We start from the raw sequence: 24,006 nt of genomic DNA, 5'->3' as shown, positions 1-24,006 counted from the left end.
TGGGGGATGTTGTTTGGATGGGGCGCATGACCACCACAGCAGCTGATCAAGCCTCCGCTCCCGGCCCCGGCCAGGACACCTCCGGCACCGCATCCCAGGGAACTGCGCCCGTGCCCGTCGACGAGAATGTGTGGCTGGAGGACATCTACGGCGAGGAACAGCTGGCCTGGGTCAGGGAGCAGAACTCCCGGACCGAGGACCTGCTGGAGGACGCCGGGTACGCCGAACTGGAGACCAGCATCCTGGAGGTCCTGGACTCCACGGACCGGATCGCCATGGTGGGCAAGCGGGGCGAGTGGTACTACAACTTCTGGAAGGACAGCCAGAACCCCAAGGGCCTGTGGCGGCGGACCACCTGGGAGAGCTACCTCACCGATTCCCCCGATTGGGACGTCCTGCTGGACGTGGACGAGCTGTCCCGGACCGAAGGCGAAGAGTGGGTGTTCCACGGCGCCACGTTCCTGCGCCCCGCGGCCGGAGCCCCCTACCGGCTGGCGCTGCTGGCCCTGTCCCCCGACGGCGGCGACGCGAACCGCTACCGCGAGTTCGACGTCGAGGCGCGCGGCTTCGTTGACCCCGCCCGGGGCGGGTTCGACCTGCCGACGGCGAAGGGCAACGTGTCGTGGCTGGATGCCGACACACTCCTGGTTTCCTCCACCGCGGAAGGCCTGCCCAAGACCGCGTCGTCCTACGCCCGCACAGCGGTGACCCTCAAACGCGGCGGTTCCCTGGCCGCTGCCCCGCGCCTTTTCGACGTGCCGGAGGACCACATGATGGCCGTCGCGGCGCACGATTCCACACCCGGATTTGAGCGCACCTTCGCTGTTGACTACATCGACTTCTTCAACCGGACCAACTTTGTGCTCCGGGACGGTGACTGGACGCCGATCGATGTGCCCACCGACGTCAACGTCAGCGCGCACCGGGAATGGCTGCTCTTCCGCCCGCAACAGGACTGGGTCCTCGACGGAACCACCTACCCCTCCGGCGCCCTGCTCGCCGCAAACTTCGAGGACTACCTCGCCGGGAGCCGGCAGCTCACCGTGCTGTTCACCCCCGATGACCACACATCGCTGCAGTCCTGGAGCTGGACCCGCAGCTTCCTGCTGCTGAACCTGCTCAGGGACGTTTCCTCGGAAATCCGGGTCCTGGATCCATCCAGGCCCGCCGGCACCACGGACTGCGGCTGGGCGGCCACCCTCCTTGACGCCTGCCCACCGCTGCATGACGTGAATGCCTACGCCGTGGACGACGAGGACGACGGACCAGCCGACGGCGGCGCCGGCGACGACTTCTGGCTCGTCGCCACCGGTTTCACCACCCCCACCACGCTCATGCGCGGCACCCTGGAGCAGCACAGCGCCGGGACGTCCGGCGTGGTGGGCCGGCATGCGGCAATCAAGGCCTCGCCGTCGTTCTTTGCCGACACTGACTATGAAGTGGAGCAGCACTTCGCAGTGTCCGACGACGGCACCCGGGTTCCGTATTTCCAGATTGCTCCGCGGGGGCTGGCTTTGGACGGGCAGAACCCCACCCAGCTGTCCGGCTACGGCGGGTTTGAGGTTTCGCGGACGCCGTCCTACAGCGGCACGGTGGGCCGGGCATGGCTGGAGCGGCGGACCACGCTGTCCGGCGGCGACGGCGGGAAGGCGCCCCACTCCCGCGGCGGAGTGTACGTGGTGGCGAATATCCGGGGCGGCGGGGAGTACGGGCCCGCCTGGCACCGGGCGGCACTGAAGGAAAACCGGCACCGGGCCTACGAGGACTTCGCGGCCGTGGCACGGGACCTCATCTCCCGCGGCGTCACCTCGCCCCGACGCCTGGGCTGCGTGGGCGGCTCCAACGGCGGCCTCCTGGTGGGCAACATGCTCACCCGGTACCCCGAACTGTTCAGGGCCGTCTCCTGCGGAGTGCCCCTGCTGGACATGCGCCGCTACACCAAGCTCTCCGCCGGCCATTCGTGGATCGCCGAGTACGGGAACCCGGACGTTCCCGAACAGTGGGAGTACATCAGGACCTTCTCGCCCTACCACCTGCTCAAGGACGCGGTGGAGTACCCGGAGACCTTCATCTGGACGGCAACCTCCGATGACCGGGTTGGCCCCGTGCAGGCGCGGAAGATGGCAGCCCGGATGCTGGCCATGGGCATCCCCAACGTCTGGTTCCACGAAGCCCTGGAGGGTGGCCATGCTGGCGCCTCGGACAACCGGCAGGCTGCCGCGCTGCAGGCCCGCAGCCAGCACTTCCTGTGGAAGGCGCTGGCAGGCTGACCGGCGTGGGCCCCTGGCTGGCTGTCCGGAGGGCCGGTTCCGGCCTCCCGGAAATCCGCATCGTCCGCCCCGGGCAACGATTGCCATAGGACGCCGGGGCCCCGGCCGGCATGCCCGCGGCCGTGGCGGGGACCGTTTTGCACTGCATGGCCGGATCTGCGTATCCTTGGTGGGCTAGGAATAGCAATTGGAGACGTGCCAGAGCGGCCGAATGGACTTCACTGCTAATGAAGGGTCGGGGTTAAACTCGACCGGGGGTTCAAATCCCCCCGTCTCCGCGTTTGGCCCCGGTCCCTGGACCGGGGCCTTTTGCGTTTCCGGGGCCCCTGGCCAGTCCTAAGCCCGTTGGCGAATCAGCGCCTTGAAGGTTCGGAAACGCGAACAAGCTTCTGATACGCCGGGCGTGGGCCCGGTCCGCGGAAAACGCTGTCCGGTAGCCGGACGCTGGGCGCGCAGGCCTTGCCGCAGTGGCAGGATTAGCGCATGGCGGCACGCAGCAACTCAAACCAACCGGATGTGGGCCGGGCGGCATGGAATCCACGCCTGGCGCTTCTGGTGGCGGCAACGTTCTTCATGGAATTCCTGGACGGCACGGTCCTGACCACGGCCATTCCCAGCATTTCGTCGGACTTCGCCATCCCCGCCGCCGACGTCAACATCACCATGACCGCGTACCTGCTGACGGTAGCCGTCGGCATCCCCATCAGCGGCTGGCTGGCGGAGCGGTTCGGCGCCAGGCGGATGTTCTGCGCGGCCATCGCCATCTTCACGCTCGCTTCCCTGGCCTGCGCCCTCAGCCAGGACCTTGCCACGCTGACGCTGAGCCGCATCGCCCAGGGCGTTGGCGGGGCCATGATGGTGCCGGTGGGAACCCTGGTGGTCCTGCGCGGAACGCCGAAATCCGAATTACTGCGTGCCACCGCCTTCCTGGTGTGGCCCGGGCTCCTGGCACCCGTCCTCGCGCCGCTGGTAGGCGGCGCGCTCACCACGTACCTTTCCTGGCACTGGATCTTCCTGGTGAACATTCCCCTTGGTGCCGCCGCGTTTGCCGCCGCCCTGCGCCTGGTCCCCCCGGCTCCGGGAGATCCGCACCGGCGGCTGGACTGGCCCGGAATGGCCCTGACCACGGTGGGGGTGGGCGCACTCGTGGCCGGTCTGGAACTGGCCAGCAGCCATCCTGAACTGCCTTGGGCCGGGATCAGTGCCGCCGCCGGGGTTGCCGCCCTAGCCGGGGCCGTGTTCTGGATGCGCAGGACTCCCCATCCGCTGTTCAACCTGCAGGTCTTCCGCACCCGGACCTTCCGGGCTATGGCCACCGGCGGGTTCATATACCGGGTCACCATCAGTTCAGTGCCGTTCCTGCTGCCCCTGATGTTCCAGACCGGGTTCGGCTGGTCTCCCCTGCATGCCGGGGCGCTGGTGGCGGCCGTGTTCATTGGGAATATCGGGATCAAACCGGCCACCACCCCGCTGATCCGGAAGTTCGGTTTCAAGGCAATGCTGGTGTTCGCCTCGCTGGCCTCCGCCGTCACCTTCGCCCTCTGTGCCCTGCTGACACCGCAGACCCCTGAGGCGGTGATGTTTGTGCTGCTGGTGTGCAGCGGGGCCTTCCGCTCCATCGGTTTCTCGGCTTATGCCTCCGTGCAGTACGCCGACATCCCGCCGGCACAGCTGACCTCCGCCAACACGGTGTCGGCCACCCTGGTACAGCTGGCCACCGGCTCGGGTATCGCGGTGGCAGCCCTGCTTATCCGGACCTTTGACGGGCTGGCCCTCGGACCGCAGGACCCCGCCGGGCCCTTCCGCGGCGCTTTTGTGGCAATGGCCGTCCTGATGCTGGCCAGCACCGCGGACAGCATCCTGCTCCCCCGCCATGCGGGGGCAGCCGTCAGCCGGCCTGGGCCAAAACCAGGGGAAGCACCGCTCCCGCCCCGGCCTGCCGAAGGGCGCGCCCCGCGACGGTAAGGGTCCACCGGCTGTCGGCGAGGTCATCAATCAGCATGACCGTCTGGCCCTGGACGGACTGCAGGGCGGCTTCGAGCTCCGGGCCCACCACCAGCCTGTCCCACACGCCCGCCAGCCGGTAAGCGCTGTTTCCGCCGCGTCCGCCGGTGGGACCGCCGTGCGCCGGCTGCAGATCACCAAGGTAGGGAATGCGCCCGATCTCGGAAATCCCCCTGGCCAGCGAGCCCACCAGCTGCGGTTTGCTGCGGGACGGCATACCCACGATGGCGGCCGGCCTGCCCGCGCCGCTCCAGCCCGGGTTCCGGGCATCGCCGGTTCCCCATTCGCGCAGGACCTGCACGCAGGCCTGGAGCATGCCGGGATCCACCGGCCGGTCCTCCGCGCCGGCGGCAAACAGCTCCCGCAAGGCACCGCCCCACCCCAGGTCGGTCAGCCGGGCCAGGACACGTCCCTCCGAAAGGCCCTCTGCCGGCTTGAGCTTTCCTTTCACCGGTACTCCCAGCCGGTCCATCCCGCTGGGCCACTGAAGGCGCGGTTCAAGGACGCCGCCGGCCCGGCTCAGGGTCTGGCCGGCCGCCGCCGTGGCATCGGCTGCCACGTCTGCCGGGAACCACCGGCCGGCGCAGTTGTCGCACCGCCCGCAGGGACGGGCCGTCTCGTCATCCAGGACCGAGGTGATGTACTCCATCCTGCATCCTGCGGTGTCCTGGTAGATCACCATGGAGTCCTGCTCGTCCACTCGTGCCTCGGCAATGCGGCCGTAGCGTTCCGCGTCATAAACCCAGGGCTGGCCGGTGGACCGCCATCCCCCGCCGACCCGTTCCACCGCCCCGTCCACCGACAACACCTTCAGCAACAGCTCAAGCGGCGTGCGGCGAAGGTCCACCCTGGCCTCCAGCGCCACGGTTGACAGGGCGGTTCCGGCTTCAGCCAAGGCCGTCAGCACGGCTCCGGCCTTCTCCTCGGACGGCATGGACGCGGTGGCGAAGTACTGCCAGATCTCACGGTCCTCCGCGCCCGGGAGCAGCAGGACGTCCGCGTTGGCGGCACCACGTCCGGCACGCCCCACCTGCTGGTAGTAGGCGACGGGCGAGGACGGCGCACCGAGGTGGACGACGAAGCCAAGATCGGGCTTGTCGAAGCCCATCCCCAGGGCGGACGTGGCCACCAGCGCCTTGACCTGGTTGTCCTTCAGTAACTGCTCGGCCCGTTCACGGTCCGCGGGATCGGTCCGTCCGGTGTAGGCGAGTACGTTGTGCCCCGCTTCTGATAACAGGCGGGCGGTGTCCTCGGCCGCGGAAACGGTAAGGGTGTAAATAATCCCGCTGCCCGGAAGATCGGCCAGGTGGGTCAGCAGCCAGCCCAGCCGTTCCTTGGAGTCACGGAGCGACAGGACACCAAGCCGCAGCGAGTCACGGCCCAGGGAGCCGCGGATGGTCAGGACTCCCTCACCGAGCTGCTCTTCGATATCGTGCACCACGCGTGAGTTGGCCGTGGCGGTGGTCGCCAGAACGGGGACGGAATCCGGCAGCCGCGTGATGAGGTCCGCGATCCGGCGGTAGTCGGGGCGGAAGTCGTGGCCCCAGTCGGAAATACAGTGGGCTTCATCGATGACCAGCAGGCCGGTCCGGCGGAGCAGTTCGGGCAGCTGGGTTTCGCGGAACGCGGGATTGGTCAGCCGCTCCGGCGAGACTAGGAGGACGTCCACCTCATCGGCGGCCAATTGGCCACGCACGGCGTCCCACTCCAGCTGGTTGGCGGAGTTGATGGCAACGGCGCGCACCCCGGCCCGGGCGGCGGCGGCCACCTGGTCCCGCATCAGGGCAAGCAACGGCGAGACGATCAGGGTGGGCCCGGCGCCCCGGCGCCGCAGCAGCAGGGAGGCCACGAAGTACACAGCCGACTTGCCCCAGCCGGTGCGCTGCACCACCAAAGCCCGCCGCCCGCCGTCGACCAGTGCCTCAATGGCCTCAAACTGCCCGTCATGGAAGACCGCGTCCGGGTGCCCCACCAGGCCCCGCAGGACCTCAAGCGCTTCGGCATGGGTGGCGGTGCCCGGTGCGCCGGGAGCTGCCATGTCTGCAGCGGCGGTAGCGGAAACTGTGGACGTGTACTGGTTATCGGCCATTGGTTCAGTATCCCAGCACCCTCCGACACCCTGCACAGCCGCGGGCTGCTATGTGGAAAGCCGGCCGCAAAGCGGACCCGTTACGAAAGAGCTCCCCAATCCACATTGGCCGGAAGCGCTGCCCACGTAAGATAAAGCCCGTGACTAGCGAACAGACAACGACATTTGACCTTTCGGCATCCTTCAAGGCCTACGACGTCCGTGGGATTGTAGGCGAGTCGATCACCGCCGAAATCGTCGAAGCCGTGGGGGCCGCGTTCGTGGATGTCCTGCAGCTCGAAGGCCAGACCATCGTGGTGGGCGGGGACATGCGCCCCTCCTCCCCCGAGTTCACCAAGGCCTTCGCCAACGGAGCGGCAGCCCGCGGCGCCAATGTGGAGCTCCTGGACCTGATCTCCACCGATGAGCTGTACTTTGCCTGCGGGTTCCTCAACCGCGCCGGGGCCACCTTCACCGCCAGCCACAACCCCGCCGAATACAACGGCATCAAGATGGCCAAGGCGGGCGCCGTCCCCATCTCCTCCGAAACCGGCCTCAAGGAAATCCAGGCCCTCGCGGAGCAGTACCTCAACTCCGGGTCCATCCCCGCAGGCGGCATGCGCGGCCTCATCAGTGTCCGCGACGTGCTCAAGGACTACTCCGAGTACCTCCGCAAGCTCGTTGACCTTTCCGCGTCCCGCCCCCTGAAGGTGGTGGTGGATGCAGGCAACGGCATGGCCGGCCTGACCACCCCGGCCGTCCTGGGTGACGCGCTGCTGCCCAAGCTGCCTTTCGATATCGTTCCCCTGTATTTCGAACTGGACGGTTCCTTCCCCAACCACCCGGCCAACCCCCTGGAGCCGGAAAACCTCCGCGACCTGCAGGCAGCTGTCATCGAACACGGCGCGGACATCGGCCTGGCCTTCGACGGCGACGCCGACCGCTGCTTTGTCATCGACGAGAAGGGCGAGCCCGTCTCGCCGTCGGCCATCACCGGCATGGTGGCCCGCCGCGAGATCGCCCGCGCCAAGGCCCAGGGCGAGGAAAAGCCCGCCATCATCCACAACCTGCTGACCTCCCGCGCCGTCGCCGAACTGGTGGAGCACGACGGCGGCCGCGCCGTCCGCACGCGCGTGGGCCACTCCTTCATCAAGGCAGTCATGGCAAAGGAAGGCGCAGTATTCGGCGGCGAGCACTCCGCCCACTTCTACTTCCGCGACTTCTGGAACGCTGACACCGGCATGCTGGCCGCCATGCACGTCCTGGCAGCCCTGGGCGAGCAGGACGGCCCGCTCTCCGAGCTGGCCCGCGAATACGAGCCGTATGTCAGCTCCGGCGAGATCAACTCCGAGGTGGAGGACAAGCCCGCAGCGGTGGAGCGGGTGCGCCAGGCCTTCGCGGACGAGGACCTCACCGTGGACAACATGGATGGCAGCACGTTCACGGCCAACGACGGCAGCTACTGGTTCAACCTCCGCCCTTCCAACACCGAACCGTTCCTGCGGCTCAATGCCGAGGCAACGGACCGGGCCACCATGGAACGCATCCGCGACCGCGTCCTGTCCCTGGTGCGGGCCTAGCAGCGGATGGCTGACCACACGGGGCAGGCAGCGGGCGGAACCGGCGGGCAGGAAAGCTGGCGCGATTCCGTCTCCGAGGCCACGGCAACTGACCTGGAGAACCTCCTGGGCACGGGCGTCAGCGCGGCCCAGGAGCAGCTCCAGCGCAACGGCGGTTTCCTGCCTTTCGCGCTGACAGTCCAGAACGACGGCGAGGTGCGGCTGGTGGCCGTCTCGCCTGCTGATGCCGCCGACGGCGCGGACGGGGATTTCGACGCGGATGCCATGATCCACGACCTTCAGGCCCTCCTCCGCCAGAACCGGGACGATTTCCGCGCCGCCGCGGTGGTCTGCGACATCCTGCTGGTGGAGGAGGATTCGGACGCCATCCATGTGGCCGCCGAACACCGCGACGGATCCCTGTTTGCGGCCGTGCTGCCATACTCCGCCAACGCAACCACACAGTCCTGGGAGTTCGGCGAACTGGGCGCGGACGCCAGCGAGCCTGCGATCTGGGTGGACTAGACCGGACCCGCAGCCATGAAGATCAATGCCTTCGCTGACGTCAGCCTGCGAGCACTCATGGTGCTCGCAGCCGTTCCGGACGGCACGCTGCTCACCACCCAGAGCATCGCGGACGCGGTGGGCACACCCTACAACCATGTCAGCAAGGCCATGGCCAAACTGCGGAGCATGGGCCTGATTGAGGTTGTCCGGGGCCGGTCCGGCGGTTCCCGGCTCAGCCATGCGGGCCGGATCGCCTCCGTGGGCCAGATCCTGCGGCAGCTTGATACCCGCACCGATCCTGCCGATTGTGTTGCGCCTGGCGGCAACTGCCCGCTCATTAACGAGTGCAAACTGCGCGGCGCACTGGCCCGCGCCCGCGAAGCCTTCTATGCGGAGCTGGACTCCGTGGTGATCGCGGAACTCCCCCAGGCCCGGCAAATGGCTCCGGTCTTCCAGATGATCGGCCTCCGCCCGGGGCTTTGAACCGACTATCCGAGCGCAGGCTCCCGGTTTGATTTCAAACTTCTACAAGGTGTAGAACTGAGGCAGAAATACTCGTATTTCAAATATGAGTTTTCCTCCGGCCGGACGAAGGCCCCGGCCACTACCTCAGGAGTTCAGATGCTCTCGGACAAGTCCCGCCCCGTCATTGAGGCCACCCTGCCGCTGGTCGGTTCCCGGATCGGATCCATCACCCCCAACTTCTACGCCCGCCTGTTCGCGGCGCACCCCGAACTGATGGATGGCCTGTTCAGCCGCTCCAACCAGCGCTCCGGCAACCAGCAGCAGGCCCTCGCCGGGAGCATCGCCGCCTTCGCCACCCATCTGGTGAACAACCCGGGCACCCTGCCGGAAACTGTCCTTTCGCGCATCGCGCACCGGCACGCCTCCCTGGGCATCACGGAGCCGCAGTACCAGGTGGTCTACGAGCACCTGTTCGCCGCCATCGCCGAGGACCTGGCCGAGGTGATCACTCCTGAAATCGCCGAAGCCTGGACCGAGGTGTACTGGCTGATGGCGGACGCCCTGATCAAGCTCGAAAAGGGCCTCTACGCCGCGCAGGCCAACGACAAAATGTGGACGCCCTGGCGGGTGGCAGCCAAGGCACCGGCAGGAACCGGGTCCATGACCTTCACCCTGGAGCCGGCCGACGACACCCCCGTCACCCCCGCCCTGCCCGGCCAGTACATCAGCGTCAAAGTGGCCCTCCCGGACGGGCTGCGCCAGGTCCGCCAGTACTCCCTCTCCGGCGATGCAGGCACCAGCCGCATCTTCACCACCAAGCTGGACGACGGCGGCGAGGTCTCCCCCGTCCTGCACCACACCGTCCAGGTGGGCGACGTCGTCGAGATCTCCAACCCCTACGGCGAGATCACGCTCAAGGAGGGCGACGGCCCCGTGGTCCTCGCCTCCGCCGGCATTGGCTGCACGCCCACCGCCTCCATCCTCCGCTCCCTCGCCGAATCAGGCTCCGACCGGCAGGTCCTGGTGCTGCATGCCGAAAGCACCCTGGACAGCTGGGCCCTGCGCAGCCAGATGACGGACGACGTCGAGCGCCTGGACGGCGCGGAACTCCAGCTGTGGCTGGAGAAGCCGGTGGAGGGCGCCCGGGAAGGGTTCATGTCCCTGCGCGAAGTGGACCTTCCGGCGGACGCCTCCCTCTACCTCTGCGGCCCCCTGCCGTTCATGAAGAACATCCGCAACGAGGCCATCAACGCCGGCATCCCGGCCACCAAGATCCACTACGAGGTCTTCGGCCCGGACATCTGGCTCGCCAGCTGAAACAGCCATCCAACGACGGCGGCCCCGCACCTTTTCGAAAAAGGTGCGGGGCCGCCGTCGTGGCTTCAGCAGTGACTAGTGCTTGGCCATGCGTTCCTTGAGGGAAGCGAGCTCGGCACGCAGGGCATCCGGGAGTGAATCCCCGAACTTGGCGTACCACTCCTCGATGGAGGCCAGCTCGGCGTCCCATTCCCCGCGGTCCACGCGGACAGCGTCCTCCACGTGGGCGTGGGTCAGGTCAAGGCCGGTGAGGTCAAGTGAATGGCCGGCGGGCACGAAGCCGATGGGTGTTTCGACGGCGTCCGCCTTCCCTTCGATCCGCTCGATGGCCCACTTCAGGACGCGGGCGTTGTCGCCGAAGCCGGGCCAGGCAAATCCACCGTCGGCGGTGCGGCGGAACCAGTTCACCAGGAAGATGTGCGGCAGGCGTTCGGGGTTGGCCTTCCCGGAGACGCTGATCCAGTGCTTCAGGTAGTCGCCGGCGTCGTAACCGATGAAGGGCAGCATGGCCATCGGGTCGCGGCGGAGCACGCCGACCTGTCCGGCGGCTGCGGCCGTGGTTTCGGAGGAAAGGGTGGACCCCATGAAGATGCCGTTGGTCCAGCTGCGTGCCTCGGTGACCAGGGGAACGGTGGTCTTGCGGCGGCCGCCGAACAGGATGGCCGAGAGCTCCACGCCTTCCGGGCTGTAGTATTCCTCGGCAAGCATGTCCACCTGCGAGATAGGGGTGCAGAACCGGGAGTTCGGGTGGGCGGCGGGACGGCCCGAATCGGGGGTCCAGGAGTTGCCCTGCCAGTCGGTCAGGTGCGCCGGAACCTCGTCGGTCATGCCCTCCCACCAGACGCCGCCGTCGTCGGTCAATGCCACGTTGGTGAAGATGCTGTGGCCCTTGGCAATGGCGCGCATGGCGTTCGGGTTGGTGCCCCAGCCGGTGCCGGGGGCTACGCCGAAGAGGCCGGCCTCCGGGTTGGTGGCGCGCAGCTCGCCTTCCTTGCCGATCCGCATCCAGGTGATGTCGTCGCCAAGGGTTTCGACTTCCCAGCCTTCAATGGTGGGGTCGAGCAGGGCAAGGTTGGTCTTGCCGCAGGCCGAGGGAAAGGCCGCGGACATGTAGTACGACTTCTTCTCCGGCGAGGTGAGCTTGAGGATGAGCATGTGCTCGGCCAGCCAGCCCTCGTCACGCGCCATGACCGAGGCGATGCGCAGGGCGTAGCACTTCTTCCCAAGGAGGGCGTTGCCGCCGTAGCCGGAGCCAAAGGACCAGATGGAGCGCTCTTCGGGGAAGTGGACAATCCATTTGTCCGGGTTGCAGGGCCACGGCACGTCGTCCTGGCCGGGGGCCAGCGGTGCGCCGAGGGAGTGCAGGGCCGGAACGAAGAAGGCGTTGGTGGCCGTGATCCTGTCCAGGACCTCGGTGCCGATGTTCGCCATGATGCGCATGGAAGCGACAACGTAGGCACTGTCGGTGATTTCCACGCCGAACTTGGGGTCCTCTGCGTCGAGGTGGCCCATGACGAACGGGATGACGTACATGGTGCGGCCGCGCATGGAACCGGCGAACAGCCCGCGCAGCTTCTCCTTCATCTCCCGCGGTTCCATCCAGTTATTGGTGAAGCCGGCGTCACGCCGGTTTTCCGAGCAGATGAAGGTCTGTTCCTCGACGCGGGCGACGTCGGCGGGATCGGAAAACGCAGCGAAGGAGTTCGGGAAGAGGTCCTGGTTGAGCCTGGTCAGGGTGCCGGCAGCAACAAGCTCGTCGGTAAGGCGGGTGTTTTCCTCTTCGGACCCGTCAACCCAGTAAATGCGGTCCGGCTGCGTAAGCTCAGCAACCTCTTCGACCCATGCCAGCAGGCCGGCATGTGTGGTGGGTGCTTTCTCAAGCAGCGGCTTCTGCGCCAGATCGCCCATTGCAGTTCCCTTCCTCGGGTTCATCGGTGTGAGCTAAATGCTATGGTCCGGACCAGTGGAGTTTTTGGGGAGCTTGACTGACATCTCCGGTCACCAAAAGTGAATTCCGCGGAAAATCAAGGAATTATTCCCGCAAAAACGCCGATTAAGTGACAAAGGTCACCTATACCGGTCTAGTTGCGGAGATTACAGTCGGTTCGATTTGGCACTACGGGCCCTGCTCGCGTAAAGTAATTCGAGGTTCGGGGAGAGCGGTTCTTCTCCCGGGACACGGAATGCGCCCATAGCTCAGCTGGATAGAGCGTCTGTCTACGGAACAGAAGGTCAGGGGTTCGAATCCCTTTGGGCGCACCAACAAGGTCCGCACCGGCTCGCCGGTGCGGACCTTTTTTGTGCAGCCGGGCCCGTGATCCCCGGCTAGGCTTTGCACATGATGCCCGACGCCGCTGAGCGCGAATTTGATGTTGTTGTTATCGGCGCAGGCGCCGTGGGGGAAAACGTGGCCGGCCGCGTTGTGGAGGGCGGGCTCACCGCCGTGCTCGTGGAAGCGGAACTGGTGGGCGGCGAATGCTCCTACTGGGCCTGCATGCCATCGAAGGCACTCCTGCGGCCCGGCACCGCGCTGCACGGAGCACAGACGACGCCGGGCGCCAAGGAAGCAGTCACCCGTACCCTCGATGCCGCGGCCGTCCTGGAACGCCGAAACTATTTCACCTCCAACTGGCAGGACGACAGCCAGGTCTCATGGGTGGAGGACACCGGCATCGACCTGGTGCGCGGCCATGCATGGCTGACCGCCCCCAGGGCGGTGGAGGTGGCAGGCCTGGACGGTACCCGCCACCTGCTGCGGGCGCGGCATGCCGTAGTACTCGCCACCGGCTCCACCGCCAACACCCCGCCCATCGACGGTCTGCAGGATGTACAGGTCTGGGGAACCCGTGAAGCCACATCGGCGGCCGAGGTTCCGGAGCGCCTGGCAGTATTGGGCGGCGGCGTGGCCGGCGCCGAACTGGCCCAGGCCTTCGCCCGCCTGGGCTCCAGCGTGACCCTGGTGGCGCGCAGCGGGCTGCTGGGCAACTTTCCGGAGGAGGCCGCGGCACTGGTTGCGGCAGGACTGCGCGCGGACGGCGTCGAACTCCGCTTCAACACCGCCACCAAGCGCATCAGCGAGAACGGCGACGGCACCCTCACCGTCAGCCTGGGCGACGGAACCGACGTCACGGCCGAGAAGGTCCTGGTCTCAACGGGCCGGCATCCGGCCCTCGAAGGCCTGGGCCTGGAGAGCGTCGGGTTCGAGCCGGACGGCTCCGGGCACCTTTCGCTCACCACGGACACCTCCGGCCTGGTCCAGGGAACCCCCGGTGACGAACCCTGGCTGTACGCGGTGGGAGACGCCGCCGGCCATAACCTTTTCACCCACCAGGGCAAGTACGAGGCGCGGGCCACCGCTGACGCCATTGCCGCACGGGCCAGGGGCGAGCTCAAGGGCACGCCCGGCGAGTGGACCCGCTTCGCCCAGACGGCCAACCAGCACGCCGTGCCCAGCGTCGTCTTCACGGACCCCGAGCTGGCCAGCGTGGGACGCACCTTGCAGGCGGCCAGGAAGGCCGGGTACAACGCATCCTCGGTGGAGCTGCCCATCCAGGTGGCCGGATCGTCGCTCCATTCGGAGAACTACGAAGGCTGGGCCCAGCTGGTGGTTGATGAAGACCGACGGGTCCTCCTTGGCGCAACGTTCGCCGGCCCGGACGTGGCGGAACTGCTGCACGCGGCCACGATCGCCGTGGTGGGCGAGGTGCCGCTGGACCGCCTGTGGCATGCCGTCCCCTCCTACCCCACCATCAGCGAGGTGTGGCTCCGGCTGCTGGAGAAGTACGGCCTGTGACACTTATTTGAACTGACCAGTCAGTTCGGTTAGCCTTGATGCAGACCATTCCTGCGAAAGGCAAGCCTTGCTCTCAGCACTCCAGCTCCATGCCAAAGGACGCCGGGACCCGCTGCTTCCGCCAACCTCGCTGGCCGTGGGCCGCGGCGAACTGCTGCTCGTTACCGGTGACCGCCAGGACCAGCGCACCGCTTTGTCCCTCCTGCTCAGCGGGAGGATGAAGGCTTCGGGCGGCCAGGTCGGCTGGGACAACAGTTCCCGGACCAAGCAGCTCCGCCTGGCAGCGGCCCTGGTGGACTCCCCCGGCGTCAATGAACCTGAAGAACACCTCAGCGTCCGCGACCTGGTGACCGAGGACCTGGCCCTGATACCCCGGCGCTACCGTGGGGCATTGCTCAGCGGCCCGTGGCTCAAGGTCAACCGGTTCGAGGACATCGCGGGCCTCTGGACGGAACAGCTTGAACCCCGCCGGCGGCTCGAACTCCTCACGGCGCTGGCCCTGGCCAACCCCCGCACGGACCTGCTGGTGGTGGATTCCCCGGACCGCCACAGTGCAGATGAGCTCACCTGGCTGCCGCGCCTGCAGCAGCTGGCGTACGACGGCGGGCGGCCGCTTGCCGTCGTTGCGGCCGTCAGCGCCGTCCCCGGCTCATGGGACGGGCCCGTCGCCGCCATCGGCAACGCCGCCCCGGAGCCGGCCCCTGCCGCGGAAGCCGGGCCGGACCCGGAAAACCAGGAAACCCCACTCGAAACAGAGGTTGCCAAGTGACTGTCCTGCGGCTGGCCCGCTCCGAACTCAAGCGCATGACCGGCGGCCTGCTCCCCAAGCTGACCATTCTGGCGCTGACCATGGTCCCCCTCCTCTACGGCGCGGTGTACCTCTACGCGAACTGGGATCCGTACGGCCACCTCAACAACCTGGACGCAGCCCTGGTGGTGGAGGATGCGGGCGCAACCACGGCGGACGGCAGCCGGCTTGAGGCCGGAACAAAAGTGGCGGACAGCCTGGTGGAAGGCAATGTCTTCCACTGGGTGCCGGTGGCCAGCTCCACGGAGGCCGACGCGGGTGTGAGCAGCGGGCAGTACGCCTTCGCACTGAAGATCCCCAAGGACTTTTCGGCCAACCTGGTATCGCCCGGCAGCTTCGACTCGGCCAGCCAGGCCATGTTGAACGTGACCACGAACGACGCCAACAACTACCTCCTGAACACGATCGTGGACAAGCTGACCACTGCCGTGCACTCCAGTGTCGCCAAGGAGGTGGGTGAGGAGACCGCCAACCAGCTGCTCACCGGGTTCGGCACCATCCACTCCAAGATGGTCCAGGCCGCGGACGGTGCCACCCGGCTGGCAGACGGCGTGGCCACGCTCAGGGACGGAACGGTCACCCTCCACGAGGGGACCTCGGCCCTGAGCAGCGGGGCGGACCAGTTGTACGCCGGCCAGCTGAAGCTGCGGGACGGCGCCAACCAGCTGACCGACGGCGCGGGGCAGCTCAGCAGCGGACTGTCAGTCCTGAAGGACAAGACGGCCACCCTGCCAACCGATACCCAGACCCTCGCGTCCGGCGCCGCCCAGGTGGCTGCCGGGAACGCCCAGTTGAACGCCAAGGTCCAGGATGTGGCGGCGCAGCTGGAGGCAGCGGACCAGGGACTGCGCTCCCGGGTGGTGGAGTCCAACAGCAGGCTCGTCGCCTCGGGCGTCCTGACGCAGGAGCAGGCGGACAAGGTGCTGGCGGATTTCGACGCCGCCGCGGCATCCAGCCCCGTGGCAGCGGCCAAAAGCAGGATCCAGACGGATGCGGCCCAGGTCCAGCAGCTGGCCAGCGGTTCCGAGGCGGTCAGTGTCGGCGCAGCCCAGCTGGCAGCCGGGATGCCGGCCCTCAGGGACGCGATCGCGCAGGCCTCGGCAGGGGCTGACCAGCTGCACACGGGCGCTGCCGCGCTGGCAGCCGGTGAGCAGTCCGCCGTCGACGGTTCCGCCGGCCTTGCGGACGGAGCACGGAAGGTGGATGCGGGGGCAGCGCAGGTGTCCGACGGAGCGGCCCAGGCCGCGACGGGGTCCGGTACTCTCGCCGACGAGATCGGGAAGGGCGCCGGCCAGGTCCCCAACCCGGACGATGCCCAGAAGAGCAACCTGTCCCAGGTCATGGCCGATCCTGTGGCGGTCAGCAACGTCTCGCAGGCCAAGGCCGGATCGTACGGTGCGGGGCTGGCGCCGTTCTTCCTCACGCTCGCCCTGTGGATCGGGATCTTCATGCTGGTCCAGGCCATGCGCCCCATCACCCAGCGGGCACTGGCCTCCAACGCGCCGTCGTGGAAGATCGCGTTGGGCGGCTGGCTTCCCTTCCTGCTGGTCTCGGTGGTGCAGGCGTCGCTGCTGACCCTGGTGGTGGACGTGGCCCTGGGCCTGGACCCGGCGCACCCGGTCCTGATGTGGCTGTTCATGCTCGCCGCTGCCATGGCGTTCAGCGCGCTCATCCAGGGTGTGGTGGCGCTGCTGGGTTCGCCGGGCAAGCTGGTGGTGCTCATCCTGCTGGTCCTGCAGCTGGTGTCATCCGGCGGCACGTTCCCGTGGCAGACCACCCCGCAGCCGCTGCACGTGGTGCATCAGGTCCTGCCCATGGGTTACGTGGTGACCGGGATGCGGCACCTGATTTACGGCGGTGACCTGTCCATGATTGCCCCCACGCTGGCGGGCCTGCTGGGCTACACCCTGCTGGGGGCGGCCATGTCCACCCTCGCAGTACGCAAGAACAAATACTGGACGCTCAAGACACTGAAACCGGAGATCGCGGTATGAGCACCGAACCCACGGCCGCGGGCAAAGGGCTCCGGCCCGCCCGCACCAACGCCACCCGCCAGAAACTGTTCGATGCCTCCATGGAGCTGATCGGCGAGCGCGGCGCGGCCAGTGTCACGGTGGATGAGATCGCAGCGGCGGCCGGGGTCTCCAAGGGCACCGTCTACTACAACTTCGGCAGCAAATCGGAGCTGATCGCGCAGCTTCTGCGGCACGGTGTGGACATCCTCAAGGCGCAGCTGCTCGAGGCCGCGGACAGCGAAGGCACCGGCCGGGACCCCTTGCTGGCCATGGAAGCGATGATCGGCCAGGCCATGGATTTCATGGCCGAATACCCTTCCTTCGCCCGCCTGTGGGTCAGCGAGAACTGGCGGATCCCCAGCGAATGGCAGGGCACCTTCTCGGTCCTGCGCCGCGAGCTCCTGGAGGTCATTGGCCAGGCCGTGGAGAGGGTGGCCAAGGCCTATCCCGTGGACGAATCGGTGTCCCGGGGCAGCCTGGAGACGGCCATCTTTGGGGCCTGCTTCGTGGTGGGCCTGGACCGGCAGACCTACAACCCCGAGCGCACCCGTGACCAAAGTGTTGCAGCAATCATGGCCATCATGCGCGGCTACGTCCTCAAGGAGCCGGCTCCTCGGGGATGATGGAGCACATGCGCCATACGGGGAAGAGCGGAAAGTTCGCGGTCATCTGCGGCGTCGTCGCTGCGGGGCTGCTGGTACTCACGGCGATGACACTGGCCGAACCGGTCTTCCTGGCTTTCCTGGGCGTCCTGGGGCTGGCCTACCTCGGCGCGCTTGCCGAGATCCTGGTCAGGCGGCGGCGGTTTGCCCTGCTGGCCGCGGGCGCCGGGACCGCCCTGGCACTCGGCTTCTCCCTGGCGTTCGTCAGCACGTGGGAGCTGGCGTTCAGCGGCCAGTCCTCATTCCTGGGCACCCCACTCCCCACGGACGACCCCGACAACTACTTCGTGGGTGCCGCCTGCGCCCTTGCCGGAACCTTCGGGATCCTCTTCCTGGGTGCCTTATGGCCGGGAAGGGGCCAGGCAATGCCGGCCCGCAGGCCTTCCTCCGCCAGGCGCGGAAGTCCCCAGGCAACGCGCCCCTCCGCGCGCTCCGGCAACCAGGCCTCCGCCCCTCAGCGGGCCTCCGTCACCCGTAGACCGTCCGGCGGCTCTTCGACCGCAGCCAGGCGCCCGTCGTCGTCCGCCTCCCCCTCAGTCAGGCCGGCACCCAGGTCCGGGAGCGGCTCCGCTTCCCGGCGCTGACGCCGTCTGCCCGCACCGGTGAGCACCGCCGTCGCCACCCCGCCCAGGAGGAGCAGCCCGCCCGCCAGCTCCGTTGGCGACGGCACCTCCCCGAGCACCAGCCATGCAGCACTCATGCCCACCACGGGGACCAGCAAGGTGAACGGAACAACAGCCGACGACGGGTGGCTGGCCAGGAGCCGGTTCCAGATTCCGTAGCCCACCAATGAGGCGAAAACAGCGGTGTAGAGGGCGCTGAGCATGGTTGGCCCCTGGAGATTGGACAGCGAGTCCCACACGGCGCCCGGCCCGTCAACCACCAGCGACAACGCCCCCAGCGGCAGTGGCACCACAGCTCCGGACCAGACAACCAGCCCCAGGCCGGAGGCAGCCCTGGCCTTCCGGGCAATGACGTTTCCGGCTGCCCAGGACAGTGCCGCCGCCAGGACGATGACCAGCGGCAGGAGCGGTGCCACGGCGCTTCGTCCCACGGCCACGAGGGCGAGTCCTGCTACCCCCAGCACGACACCCGCGAGCTGGCGTGCGCTGGGCCGTTCATGCAGGAACCCGGCGGCGAGCAGGACGGTCAGGAGCACCTGTGCCTGAAGCACCAGCGAGGCAAGACCGGCCGGCATGCCAAGCGCCATGGCAAGGTACAGAAGGCCGAACTGGCCGGCGCTCATGAAAAGTCCGACGCCGATAATGGCCTTCCAGCCCACGTCCGGCTTCCTGACGAAGAAGATCCAGGGGACAACCACCAGGACGAAACGCAGCGCGACGAACAGCAACGGGGGAAAATTCCGGCCGCCGGCGTGGAGCCCGATGTCGATGGCCACGAAATTCAGGCCCCACAGCAGGGCTACAAGGACGGCAAGGAGGGATTCGCGCAGGCTCACGCTCCCACTCTGGCAGAGGTATCAATGAAGCACCAGCGCGTAATTCAGCACTGAATCGTGTACGTTTTCTTCATGATCGACATCGGGTCGCTGCGCGCCCTTGCGGCAATCGAGCAGCACGGGACGGTTATTGCGGCGGCGGAAGCCATGGGATTCAGCCCGTCCGCCGTGTCCCAGCAGGTGAAGAAGTTGGAGAAAGAGGGCGGCTTCGCTGTCCTGGAACGCCGCGGCCGCGGGGTTCTGCTCACCGAGCGGGGGCTGGCCCTGGCGGCTTACGGGCGGCGCATCCTGGCAGAGCTGGAGGAGTTGGAGTCCACGCTGCTGGCAGACCCGGCGAAGCCCAGCGGCAGCCTCCGCATCGTTTCGTTTTCCACTGCCTGCCGTGGACTGGTGGGGCCTCTGCTGGCCCAGGTTGGGCAGTCGGGGGCGGCGCTCGACATTTCCGTCCTGGCGGAGGACCCGCGCGAGGCCGTGGCCAGGGTAGCCAACGGCGAAGCCGACCTGGGCCTGGTGCACAACTGGAACTCCGTGCCGCTGGTGATCCCTGAGCACCTGGCGCTGGAGTGGCTGTGCGAGGACGTGGCCGATGTCCTGGTCCACCGCGGGCATCCACTCGCGCTTAGGGCGGAAGTTGACCCTGCCCAGCTTGTCGACGAGCGCTGGATCAGTACGCCGGCCGGCGCGATCTGCAACGAAGCGCTCCTGCGGATCTTCGCCGACCTGGGCCGGGTTCCGGACATCAGGGTTTACGATCCTGATTTTGCCACGCACATCGCTTTCGTGGAGCAGGGCGTGGCGGTTGCACTGGTGCCCCGGCTGGGACGCCCGGCGCTGCCTCCGGACGTCGTCGCAATTCCAGTGGTCAATCCGGTCCAGGCGCGGCAGGTGGGGTTGGTCTATCGCAGGACCATGACGGCCAGTCCGGGCATCAGGCACGTCGCGGCGCTGCTGCGCGGCATCGCGGCGGATGGGCCAGGAGCCGGTGAGGCTGGGAGCCAGTGGGCCCGGTAGCTGGTGAGGCTGGGGCTAGTGGGCCCGGGGCACCTTGAAGCGGGTGATCCGGGCATCCTGCCCATCGAGTTCCGCCCACGTCTTCTCCGTCTCCAGGACGGTAAGCGCATTGGTGGGAAAGCGGGTGGCGGCGTCCATGTAGGCATCGTGGTCGGAGTCGCGGGAGGCGAGGTGCATGGCCAGGTCCTGCACGCCGGGCAGGTGCGCGATCACCATCAGGGTGGTCACGGTGTCCGGCACGTGGTTGACCACGGTGAGCATGCGGAGGGCCGAGGCCGCATACAGGCCGTCTTCCAGCTTGGGCGTCGGCGCTTTGTCGCCGAGTTCGGAGCAGACCCAGGTGCAGGTCTGCCGCGTGCGGAGCGCGCTGGAGCACAGGATGAAGTCCGGGACGATGTTGTGCTTGAGCAGCCAGCGGCCGGCCAGCGGCGCCTCCCGGTGCCCGCGCTCCTCGAGCGGCCGCTCATGGTCGGCCACCCCGCCGGGCCAGTCGGCCTTGGCGTGGCGCATGATCACAAGGCGTCGGACATGGTGCGAACTCATGGCCCAAGCCTAGCCCCAGCAAAAGCAGAGGGCGCCCGCAAATACAGGCCTCAGCAACAGAGAACCGCACCAAAGCATGCCCACAGTGACACAAGGACCCCCAGAGGGCGGGCGCCTCCCGTACAGAGGAACTAGATCGAGTACTCCGGAGCGGCCCAGACAACAACTTCCGGGTGCTCGTAGAACCGGTAGCCCTGGCCGCGGACGGTGCGGACGGTGTTGGCGAGGCGGCCCAGTTTGGAGCGGAGGCGGCGGATGTGGACGTCGATGGTGCGCTCGTTGGGAACCTCTTCGGCGTTGCGCCAGAGACCTTCGAGCAGTTCGTCACGGCCCACGGTGCGGGTTCCGTTTTCGACGAGGTAGTTGAGGAGTTCGAACTCCTTGAACGTCAGGTTCAGGGATTCGCCGTCGAGGTGGACTTCGCGGCGGGCGAGGTCGATGAGCACGCCGGAGGGGCGGGGTTCCTGCGGCTGGGCAGGGCGCGGGGTTTCCGAGCGCTGGCGGGAGTTCACGGTGGGGTCGCCGAAGGTGGAACGGACGACGTCGAGAGCGGAACCGGGGGTGCCGGCCGGGGCTACTGCGACGGCGGCGTAGCTTTCGGCGCCGGAGACCAGCGACTGGGCGTATGCGCGGATTTCCTGCGCGAGCTTGGCGATGGAGGTTCCGGCTGCTGCCGCGGTCTCCTCGTCGATGCCCATGTAGAGGACGAATCCGCGGGCGACGTTCTCGTTGGCGACAGGGCGGACCTGGTTGGCGCCGGCCACGACGGGGGTGGGAGCGGTCACCGGCGCGGAGTCTGCGGGATGTACGGCGCGGAGCTGCCCGTATGAGTTGGGGTTGTATCCCTGCGGGGCGAAACCCTGGCCGGGGAAGCTGCTTCCGGGAGTGGAGGGAGCGAGTGCCGGGCGCGGGCCGAAACCGGGACGAAGGCCGGAGGGCTGGCCTGCCTTGGCGGCGTTACGGACTGAGATGTGGACGTATCCGGATGCAACTGACATGAAATGCTTACCTCAATGTGAAATGGCCGTTTTCGCGGCTCGAATGCTGGCTTCCCCGTCACAGGAACCGGGGATGGGCGCCCGACGCTGGGCTTGGGGGCGAATGCCTAAGAACTTCGTTGGGTGGGAAGGTCAGGCGTGCATTCGACAACAGCGCATGTCGGCAGCAGCGGATGTGCTGGGCCAATATTCTGCGGCTGCAGGTGCTGTTGAGTTCTTGTTCACATTGGAAGTGTGCAGCGTAACAATGCCAACTTGCAAGTAACAATGGACCAAATCGTCCGCATTGTGAGACGAAACGCAGAATTGTGCGGTAGATCACTATTTCGGAAGAGGGATTTATTTTTGATGCTTATCCGATGAAGGGCCTTCTATCTAGCCGTTTTGAGAACATTATTCGCTCGAATCGGATTTGACCGAATCTCTCTGAAATTCAACCGTTTGACATAGAATCGGCTGGACAGGCCCCTCTCCTGTCCAGCCGACATTCCCTCTCTTCCCGAATTTTTTTGCCGCGGGACCGTCGGGTGCCCGGCCCCACATGGTTTGCCCCGTTCGTCTTTGCGTGTCAGTTACTGCTTGCTCCGGAGCCCGGAGTGGTTGCCATGCCGGATGTTGCCAGCTGGATGGTCTGGGCGGTGTAGGTGTCCGAATCCTTCACGGCCGTCACCCGGACGCCCGCTCCCGTGGTCACGTTGGACATGCTGAGCGTGCTGCTGGTGGATGCACTGCCCCGCTGCCGCATTCCCTGCGTGACCTGCACGCCGGAACCGACCGCATAGGTGCGGGAGAAGCCGTCCCCGCTCTTGACGGTCAGGGAGGTCGCGGAAACCTCCGTGACCGTGCCTGTCTGGCCCGCCATGGTCACGTAGTTCGAATCCTGGAGGACCACGTATTCGGAGTGGACGGCAGCGTTCAGGCCGGCCGCTCCCATCCCCAGGCCACTGGGGCCGCCGTCCATGCCCATTCCGCCGTCCATGCCCATGCCGCCGTCCATGCCGCTTTGGCCGCCGGGGCCCATCATGCCGCCCTGTCCGGTCATGCCGCTTTGTCCTCCCGGGCCCAACTGGCCCGCGGCACCTGTGCCCTGGCCGTTGTTCGACGCCGCAGTGGCACCGTTTCCGGCAGCGTAGGCGCCGGCACCGGCCGCGGCGCCCACAACCACCGCCACGCCGCCTACCAACAGGCCTTTCTTCGCGGTCCAGTTTCCTTTCCCGGAACGGGAAGACGTGCCGGAGGCGTACGGCTGCGGCGCGCCCCACCCACCGCCGGCGTTTGGCACCTGGCCAGGTGCCGCCGTCGTACCCCAGCCTGCGGAAGGCGCAGCGGAAGCGGATGAACCCCAACCCTGCACAGGCTGCCCCTGGGGTGACCGGGCTGGCTCCCCGCGGCCGCTGGTACTGCCTGCGGGGACACCCCATCCTGTGGCTGCCCCGTCCCGGTCGGTGCCGTCGGCTGCCCCGCCCCAGACTGGAGCCGGCTGGGGCGTGCGTCCTGAGGAGCCGGGTTGCCCCGATGCCCCGGGGACGGCGCGGTCGTCTTGCTGATCCATGGCTTTCTCCAAGAAGTTGAAACTGATGGTGGTGATGCTGTTGTTCCAACAGGGTCTGCCGCCATGCTGTGCGGCGGCTGTGCGGCAGGCCAAGCCTGCCTGTGACCTTCGGGGCCGCATCCCCAGGGCAGAGCTTGCGTTGGGTTCAGGTGGCTAGGCTGGACCTCACAGCTGGAGCACAGCAACGGCAAAGCGTCGGCAAACCGACAGATCGGAGAGTTGTCCCATGGCATCCCCGCACTCCATGACCAACAACCTTCCCCAGCTCACCCACCCGGACGGGTCGCCGATCCGTGCCCTGGTGGTGGATGACGAGCCGAGCCTGTCCGAGCTCATGAGCATGGGCCTGCGCATGGCGGGCTGGTCTGTGGCCGTGGCAGCCGACGGTCCCACTGCCGTCAAGCTCGCCAAGGACTTCCACCCGGATGTCCTGGTGCTGGACGTCATGCTGCCGGGGTTCGACGGCGTGGAGCTGCTGGGCAGGATCCGCGCCTTTGCGCCGGAGGTGCCTGCGCTCTTCCTGACGGCCAAAGACGACGTCCAGGACCGCATTGTGGGACTGGCCGCCGGCGGGGACGACTACGTCACCAAGCCCTTCAGCATGGAGGAAGTCCTGCTGCGCCTGCACCGGCTGGTGCAGCGTTCCGGCGTGGCCGCCATGGACACTGCCGAACTGGTGGTCGGCGACCTGGTGCTCAATGTGGACACCCGTGAAGTCACCCGTGCCGGGGAAGGGATCCAGCTGACGGCAACACAGTTCGAGCTCCTCCGGTACCTGATGGAAAACCCCAAGCGCGTGGTCAGCAAGGCCCAGATCCTGGACCACGTCTGGGATTACGACTTCGGCGGCCAGGCGAACATCGTGGAACTGTACATTTCCTACCTGCGCAAGAAGATCGAAGCCAACCATCCGCCGATGATCCACACCGTGCGCGGAGCAGGCTACGTCATCAAGCCCGCAGACTAGCCAAAGGA

Annotated in this window: 18 protein-coding genes and 2 tRNA genes; 14 read left to right on the top strand and 6 right to left on the bottom strand. The window is 67.3% G+C overall.

The genetic code is table 11. The features are described 5' to 3' along the window. The first annotated feature begins 26 nt into the window (after positions 1 to 26). From LDO86_RS03470 to LDO86_RS03460, 3 genes are all read left to right on the top strand, one after another. Complete coding sequence (locus LDO86_RS03470) at positions 27 to 2,270, top strand: prolyl oligopeptidase family serine peptidase (protein ID WP_224084271.1); 2,244 nt, start codon at positions 27 to 29, stop codon at positions 2,268 to 2,270. Between the two features lie 189 nt (positions 2,271 to 2,459). Then, positions 2,460 to 2,548: transfer RNA gene (locus tag LDO86_RS03465), tRNA-Ser, on the top strand. Between the two features lie 205 nt (positions 2,549 to 2,753). Beyond that, the gene (locus LDO86_RS03460; protein ID WP_018771219.1) at positions 2,754 to 4,235 is read left to right on the top strand and encodes an MFS transporter; all 1,482 of its coding nucleotides are present in this window, start codon (positions 2,754 to 2,756) and stop codon (positions 4,233 to 4,235) included. Here LDO86_RS03460 and LDO86_RS03455 read toward each other — a convergent pair. Beyond that, complete coding sequence (locus LDO86_RS03455) at positions 4,159 to 6,312, bottom strand: RecQ family ATP-dependent DNA helicase (protein ID WP_224084463.1); 2,154 nt, start codon at positions 6,310 to 6,312, stop codon at positions 4,159 to 4,161. The genes LDO86_RS03460 and LDO86_RS03455 overlap by 77 nt on opposite strands. A 191-nt stretch (positions 6,313 to 6,503) precedes the next feature. Here LDO86_RS03455 and LDO86_RS03450 point away from each other — a divergent pair, with 191 nt between their 5' ends. The 4 genes from LDO86_RS03450 to LDO86_RS03435 all read left to right on the top strand — a co-directional run bounded on the left by LDO86_RS03450 (position 6,504) and on the right by LDO86_RS03435 (position 10,190). Beyond that, complete coding sequence (locus tag LDO86_RS03450) at positions 6,504 to 7,922, top strand: phosphomannomutase/phosphoglucomutase (RefSeq protein ID WP_223993842.1); 1,419 nt, start codon at positions 6,504 to 6,506, stop codon at positions 7,920 to 7,922. A gap of 6 nt (positions 7,923 to 7,928) precedes the next feature. Continuing rightward, positions 7,929 to 8,426 (top strand): hypothetical protein, encoded by a 498-nt coding sequence (locus LDO86_RS03445; protein WP_144600277.1) that lies wholly within the window; start codon positions 7,929 to 7,931, stop codon positions 8,424 to 8,426. 15 nt (positions 8,427 to 8,441) lie between these two features. After that, positions 8,442 to 8,891 (top strand): Rrf2 family transcriptional regulator, encoded by a 450-nt coding sequence (locus LDO86_RS03440; RefSeq protein ID WP_018771223.1) that lies wholly within the window; start codon positions 8,442 to 8,444, stop codon positions 8,889 to 8,891. Between the two features lie 138 nt (positions 8,892 to 9,029). Then, positions 9,030 to 10,190 (top strand): globin domain-containing protein, encoded by a 1,161-nt coding sequence (locus LDO86_RS03435; RefSeq protein WP_018771224.1) that lies wholly within the window; start codon positions 9,030 to 9,032, stop codon positions 10,188 to 10,190. A 75-nt stretch (positions 10,191 to 10,265) separates the two neighbouring features. On the opposite strand, the gene LDO86_RS03430 is transcribed toward LDO86_RS03435, so the two are convergent. Then, positions 10,266 to 12,098, bottom strand: a complete 1,833-nt coding sequence (locus LDO86_RS03430) for a phosphoenolpyruvate carboxykinase (GTP) (RefSeq protein ID WP_018771225.1) — start codon at positions 12,096 to 12,098, stop codon at positions 10,266 to 10,268. 277 nt (positions 12,099 to 12,375) lie between these two features. Here LDO86_RS03430 and LDO86_RS03425 point away from each other — a divergent pair. From LDO86_RS03425 to LDO86_RS03405, 5 genes are all read left to right on the top strand, one after another. After that, positions 12,376 to 12,452: transfer RNA gene (locus LDO86_RS03425), tRNA-Arg, on the top strand. A gap of 76 nt (positions 12,453 to 12,528) precedes the next feature. Beyond that, entirely contained in the window at positions 12,529 to 13,983 is a 1,455-nt protein-coding gene (locus LDO86_RS03420) for an NAD(P)/FAD-dependent oxidoreductase (protein WP_224084270.1), read from the top strand. A 67-nt stretch (positions 13,984 to 14,050) separates the two neighbouring features. After that, the gene (locus tag LDO86_RS03415) at positions 14,051 to 14,752 is read left to right on the top strand and encodes a hypothetical protein (protein WP_018771227.1); all 702 of its coding nucleotides are present in this window, start codon (positions 14,051 to 14,053) and stop codon (positions 14,750 to 14,752) included. Beyond that, positions 14,749 to 16,785 (top strand): YhgE/Pip domain-containing protein, encoded by a 2,037-nt coding sequence (locus tag LDO86_RS03410; RefSeq protein WP_018771228.1) that lies wholly within the window; start codon positions 14,749 to 14,751, stop codon positions 16,783 to 16,785. The genes LDO86_RS03415 and LDO86_RS03410 overlap by 4 nt, the downstream gene beginning before the upstream one ends. Beyond that, positions 16,782 to 17,429 carry a TetR/AcrR family transcriptional regulator gene (locus tag LDO86_RS03405; protein WP_018771229.1) on the top strand — a complete coding sequence of 216 codons (648 nt, stop codon included), beginning with the start codon at positions 16,782 to 16,784 and terminating at the stop codon, positions 17,427 to 17,429. Before LDO86_RS03410 ends, LDO86_RS03405 begins: the two co-directional genes overlap by 4 nt. A gap of 493 nt (positions 17,430 to 17,922) precedes the next feature. Here the strand turns inward: LDO86_RS03405 and LDO86_RS03400 are convergent, their stop codons facing one another. Continuing rightward, a complete protein-coding gene (locus tag LDO86_RS03400) occupies positions 17,923 to 18,927 on the bottom strand; it encodes an EamA family transporter (RefSeq protein WP_018771230.1) in 1,005 nt (334 codons plus the stop codon). Positions 18,928 to 18,999: 72 nt separating this feature from the next. Between LDO86_RS03400 and LDO86_RS03395 the strand changes: the two genes are divergently transcribed. Continuing rightward, complete coding sequence (locus LDO86_RS03395) at positions 19,000 to 19,938, top strand: LysR family transcriptional regulator (RefSeq protein ID WP_043425390.1); 939 nt, start codon at positions 19,000 to 19,002, stop codon at positions 19,936 to 19,938. A 15-nt stretch (positions 19,939 to 19,953) separates the two neighbouring features. Here LDO86_RS03395 and LDO86_RS03390 read toward each other — a convergent pair whose 3' ends face one another. The 3 genes from LDO86_RS03390 to LDO86_RS03380 all read right to left on the bottom strand — a co-directional run bounded on the left by LDO86_RS03390 (position 19,954) and on the right by LDO86_RS03380 (position 23,031). Continuing rightward, complete coding sequence (locus LDO86_RS03390) at positions 19,954 to 20,481, bottom strand: histidine phosphatase family protein (protein ID WP_026266065.1); 528 nt, start codon at positions 20,479 to 20,481, stop codon at positions 19,954 to 19,956. Positions 20,482 to 20,612: 131 nt separating this feature from the next. After that, positions 20,613 to 21,479 carry a winged helix-turn-helix domain-containing protein gene (locus LDO86_RS03385; protein WP_018771233.1) on the bottom strand — a complete coding sequence of 289 codons (867 nt, stop codon included), beginning with the start codon at positions 21,477 to 21,479 and terminating at the stop codon, positions 20,613 to 20,615. 568 nt (positions 21,480 to 22,047) lie between these two features. Then, positions 22,048 to 23,031, bottom strand: a complete 984-nt coding sequence (locus LDO86_RS03380; RefSeq protein WP_155845630.1) for a hypothetical protein — start codon at positions 23,029 to 23,031, stop codon at positions 22,048 to 22,050. A gap of 226 nt (positions 23,032 to 23,257) precedes the next feature. Between LDO86_RS03380 and LDO86_RS03375 the strand changes: the two genes are divergently transcribed. Further along, entirely contained in the window at positions 23,258 to 23,998 is a 741-nt protein-coding gene (locus LDO86_RS03375; RefSeq protein WP_018771234.1) for a response regulator transcription factor, read from the top strand. The last annotated feature ends 8 nt before the right edge of the window (positions 23,999 to 24,006 follow it).

It is taken from the genome of Arthrobacter sp. StoSoilB19 (genome assembly GCF_019977275.1).
In the GTDB taxonomy this organism is placed as follows: domain Bacteria; phylum Actinomycetota; class Actinomycetes; order Actinomycetales; family Micrococcaceae; genus Arthrobacter.
Note: the sequence above shows the minus strand (reverse complement) of the source record. Positions and strands in the feature narration are given on the sequence as shown.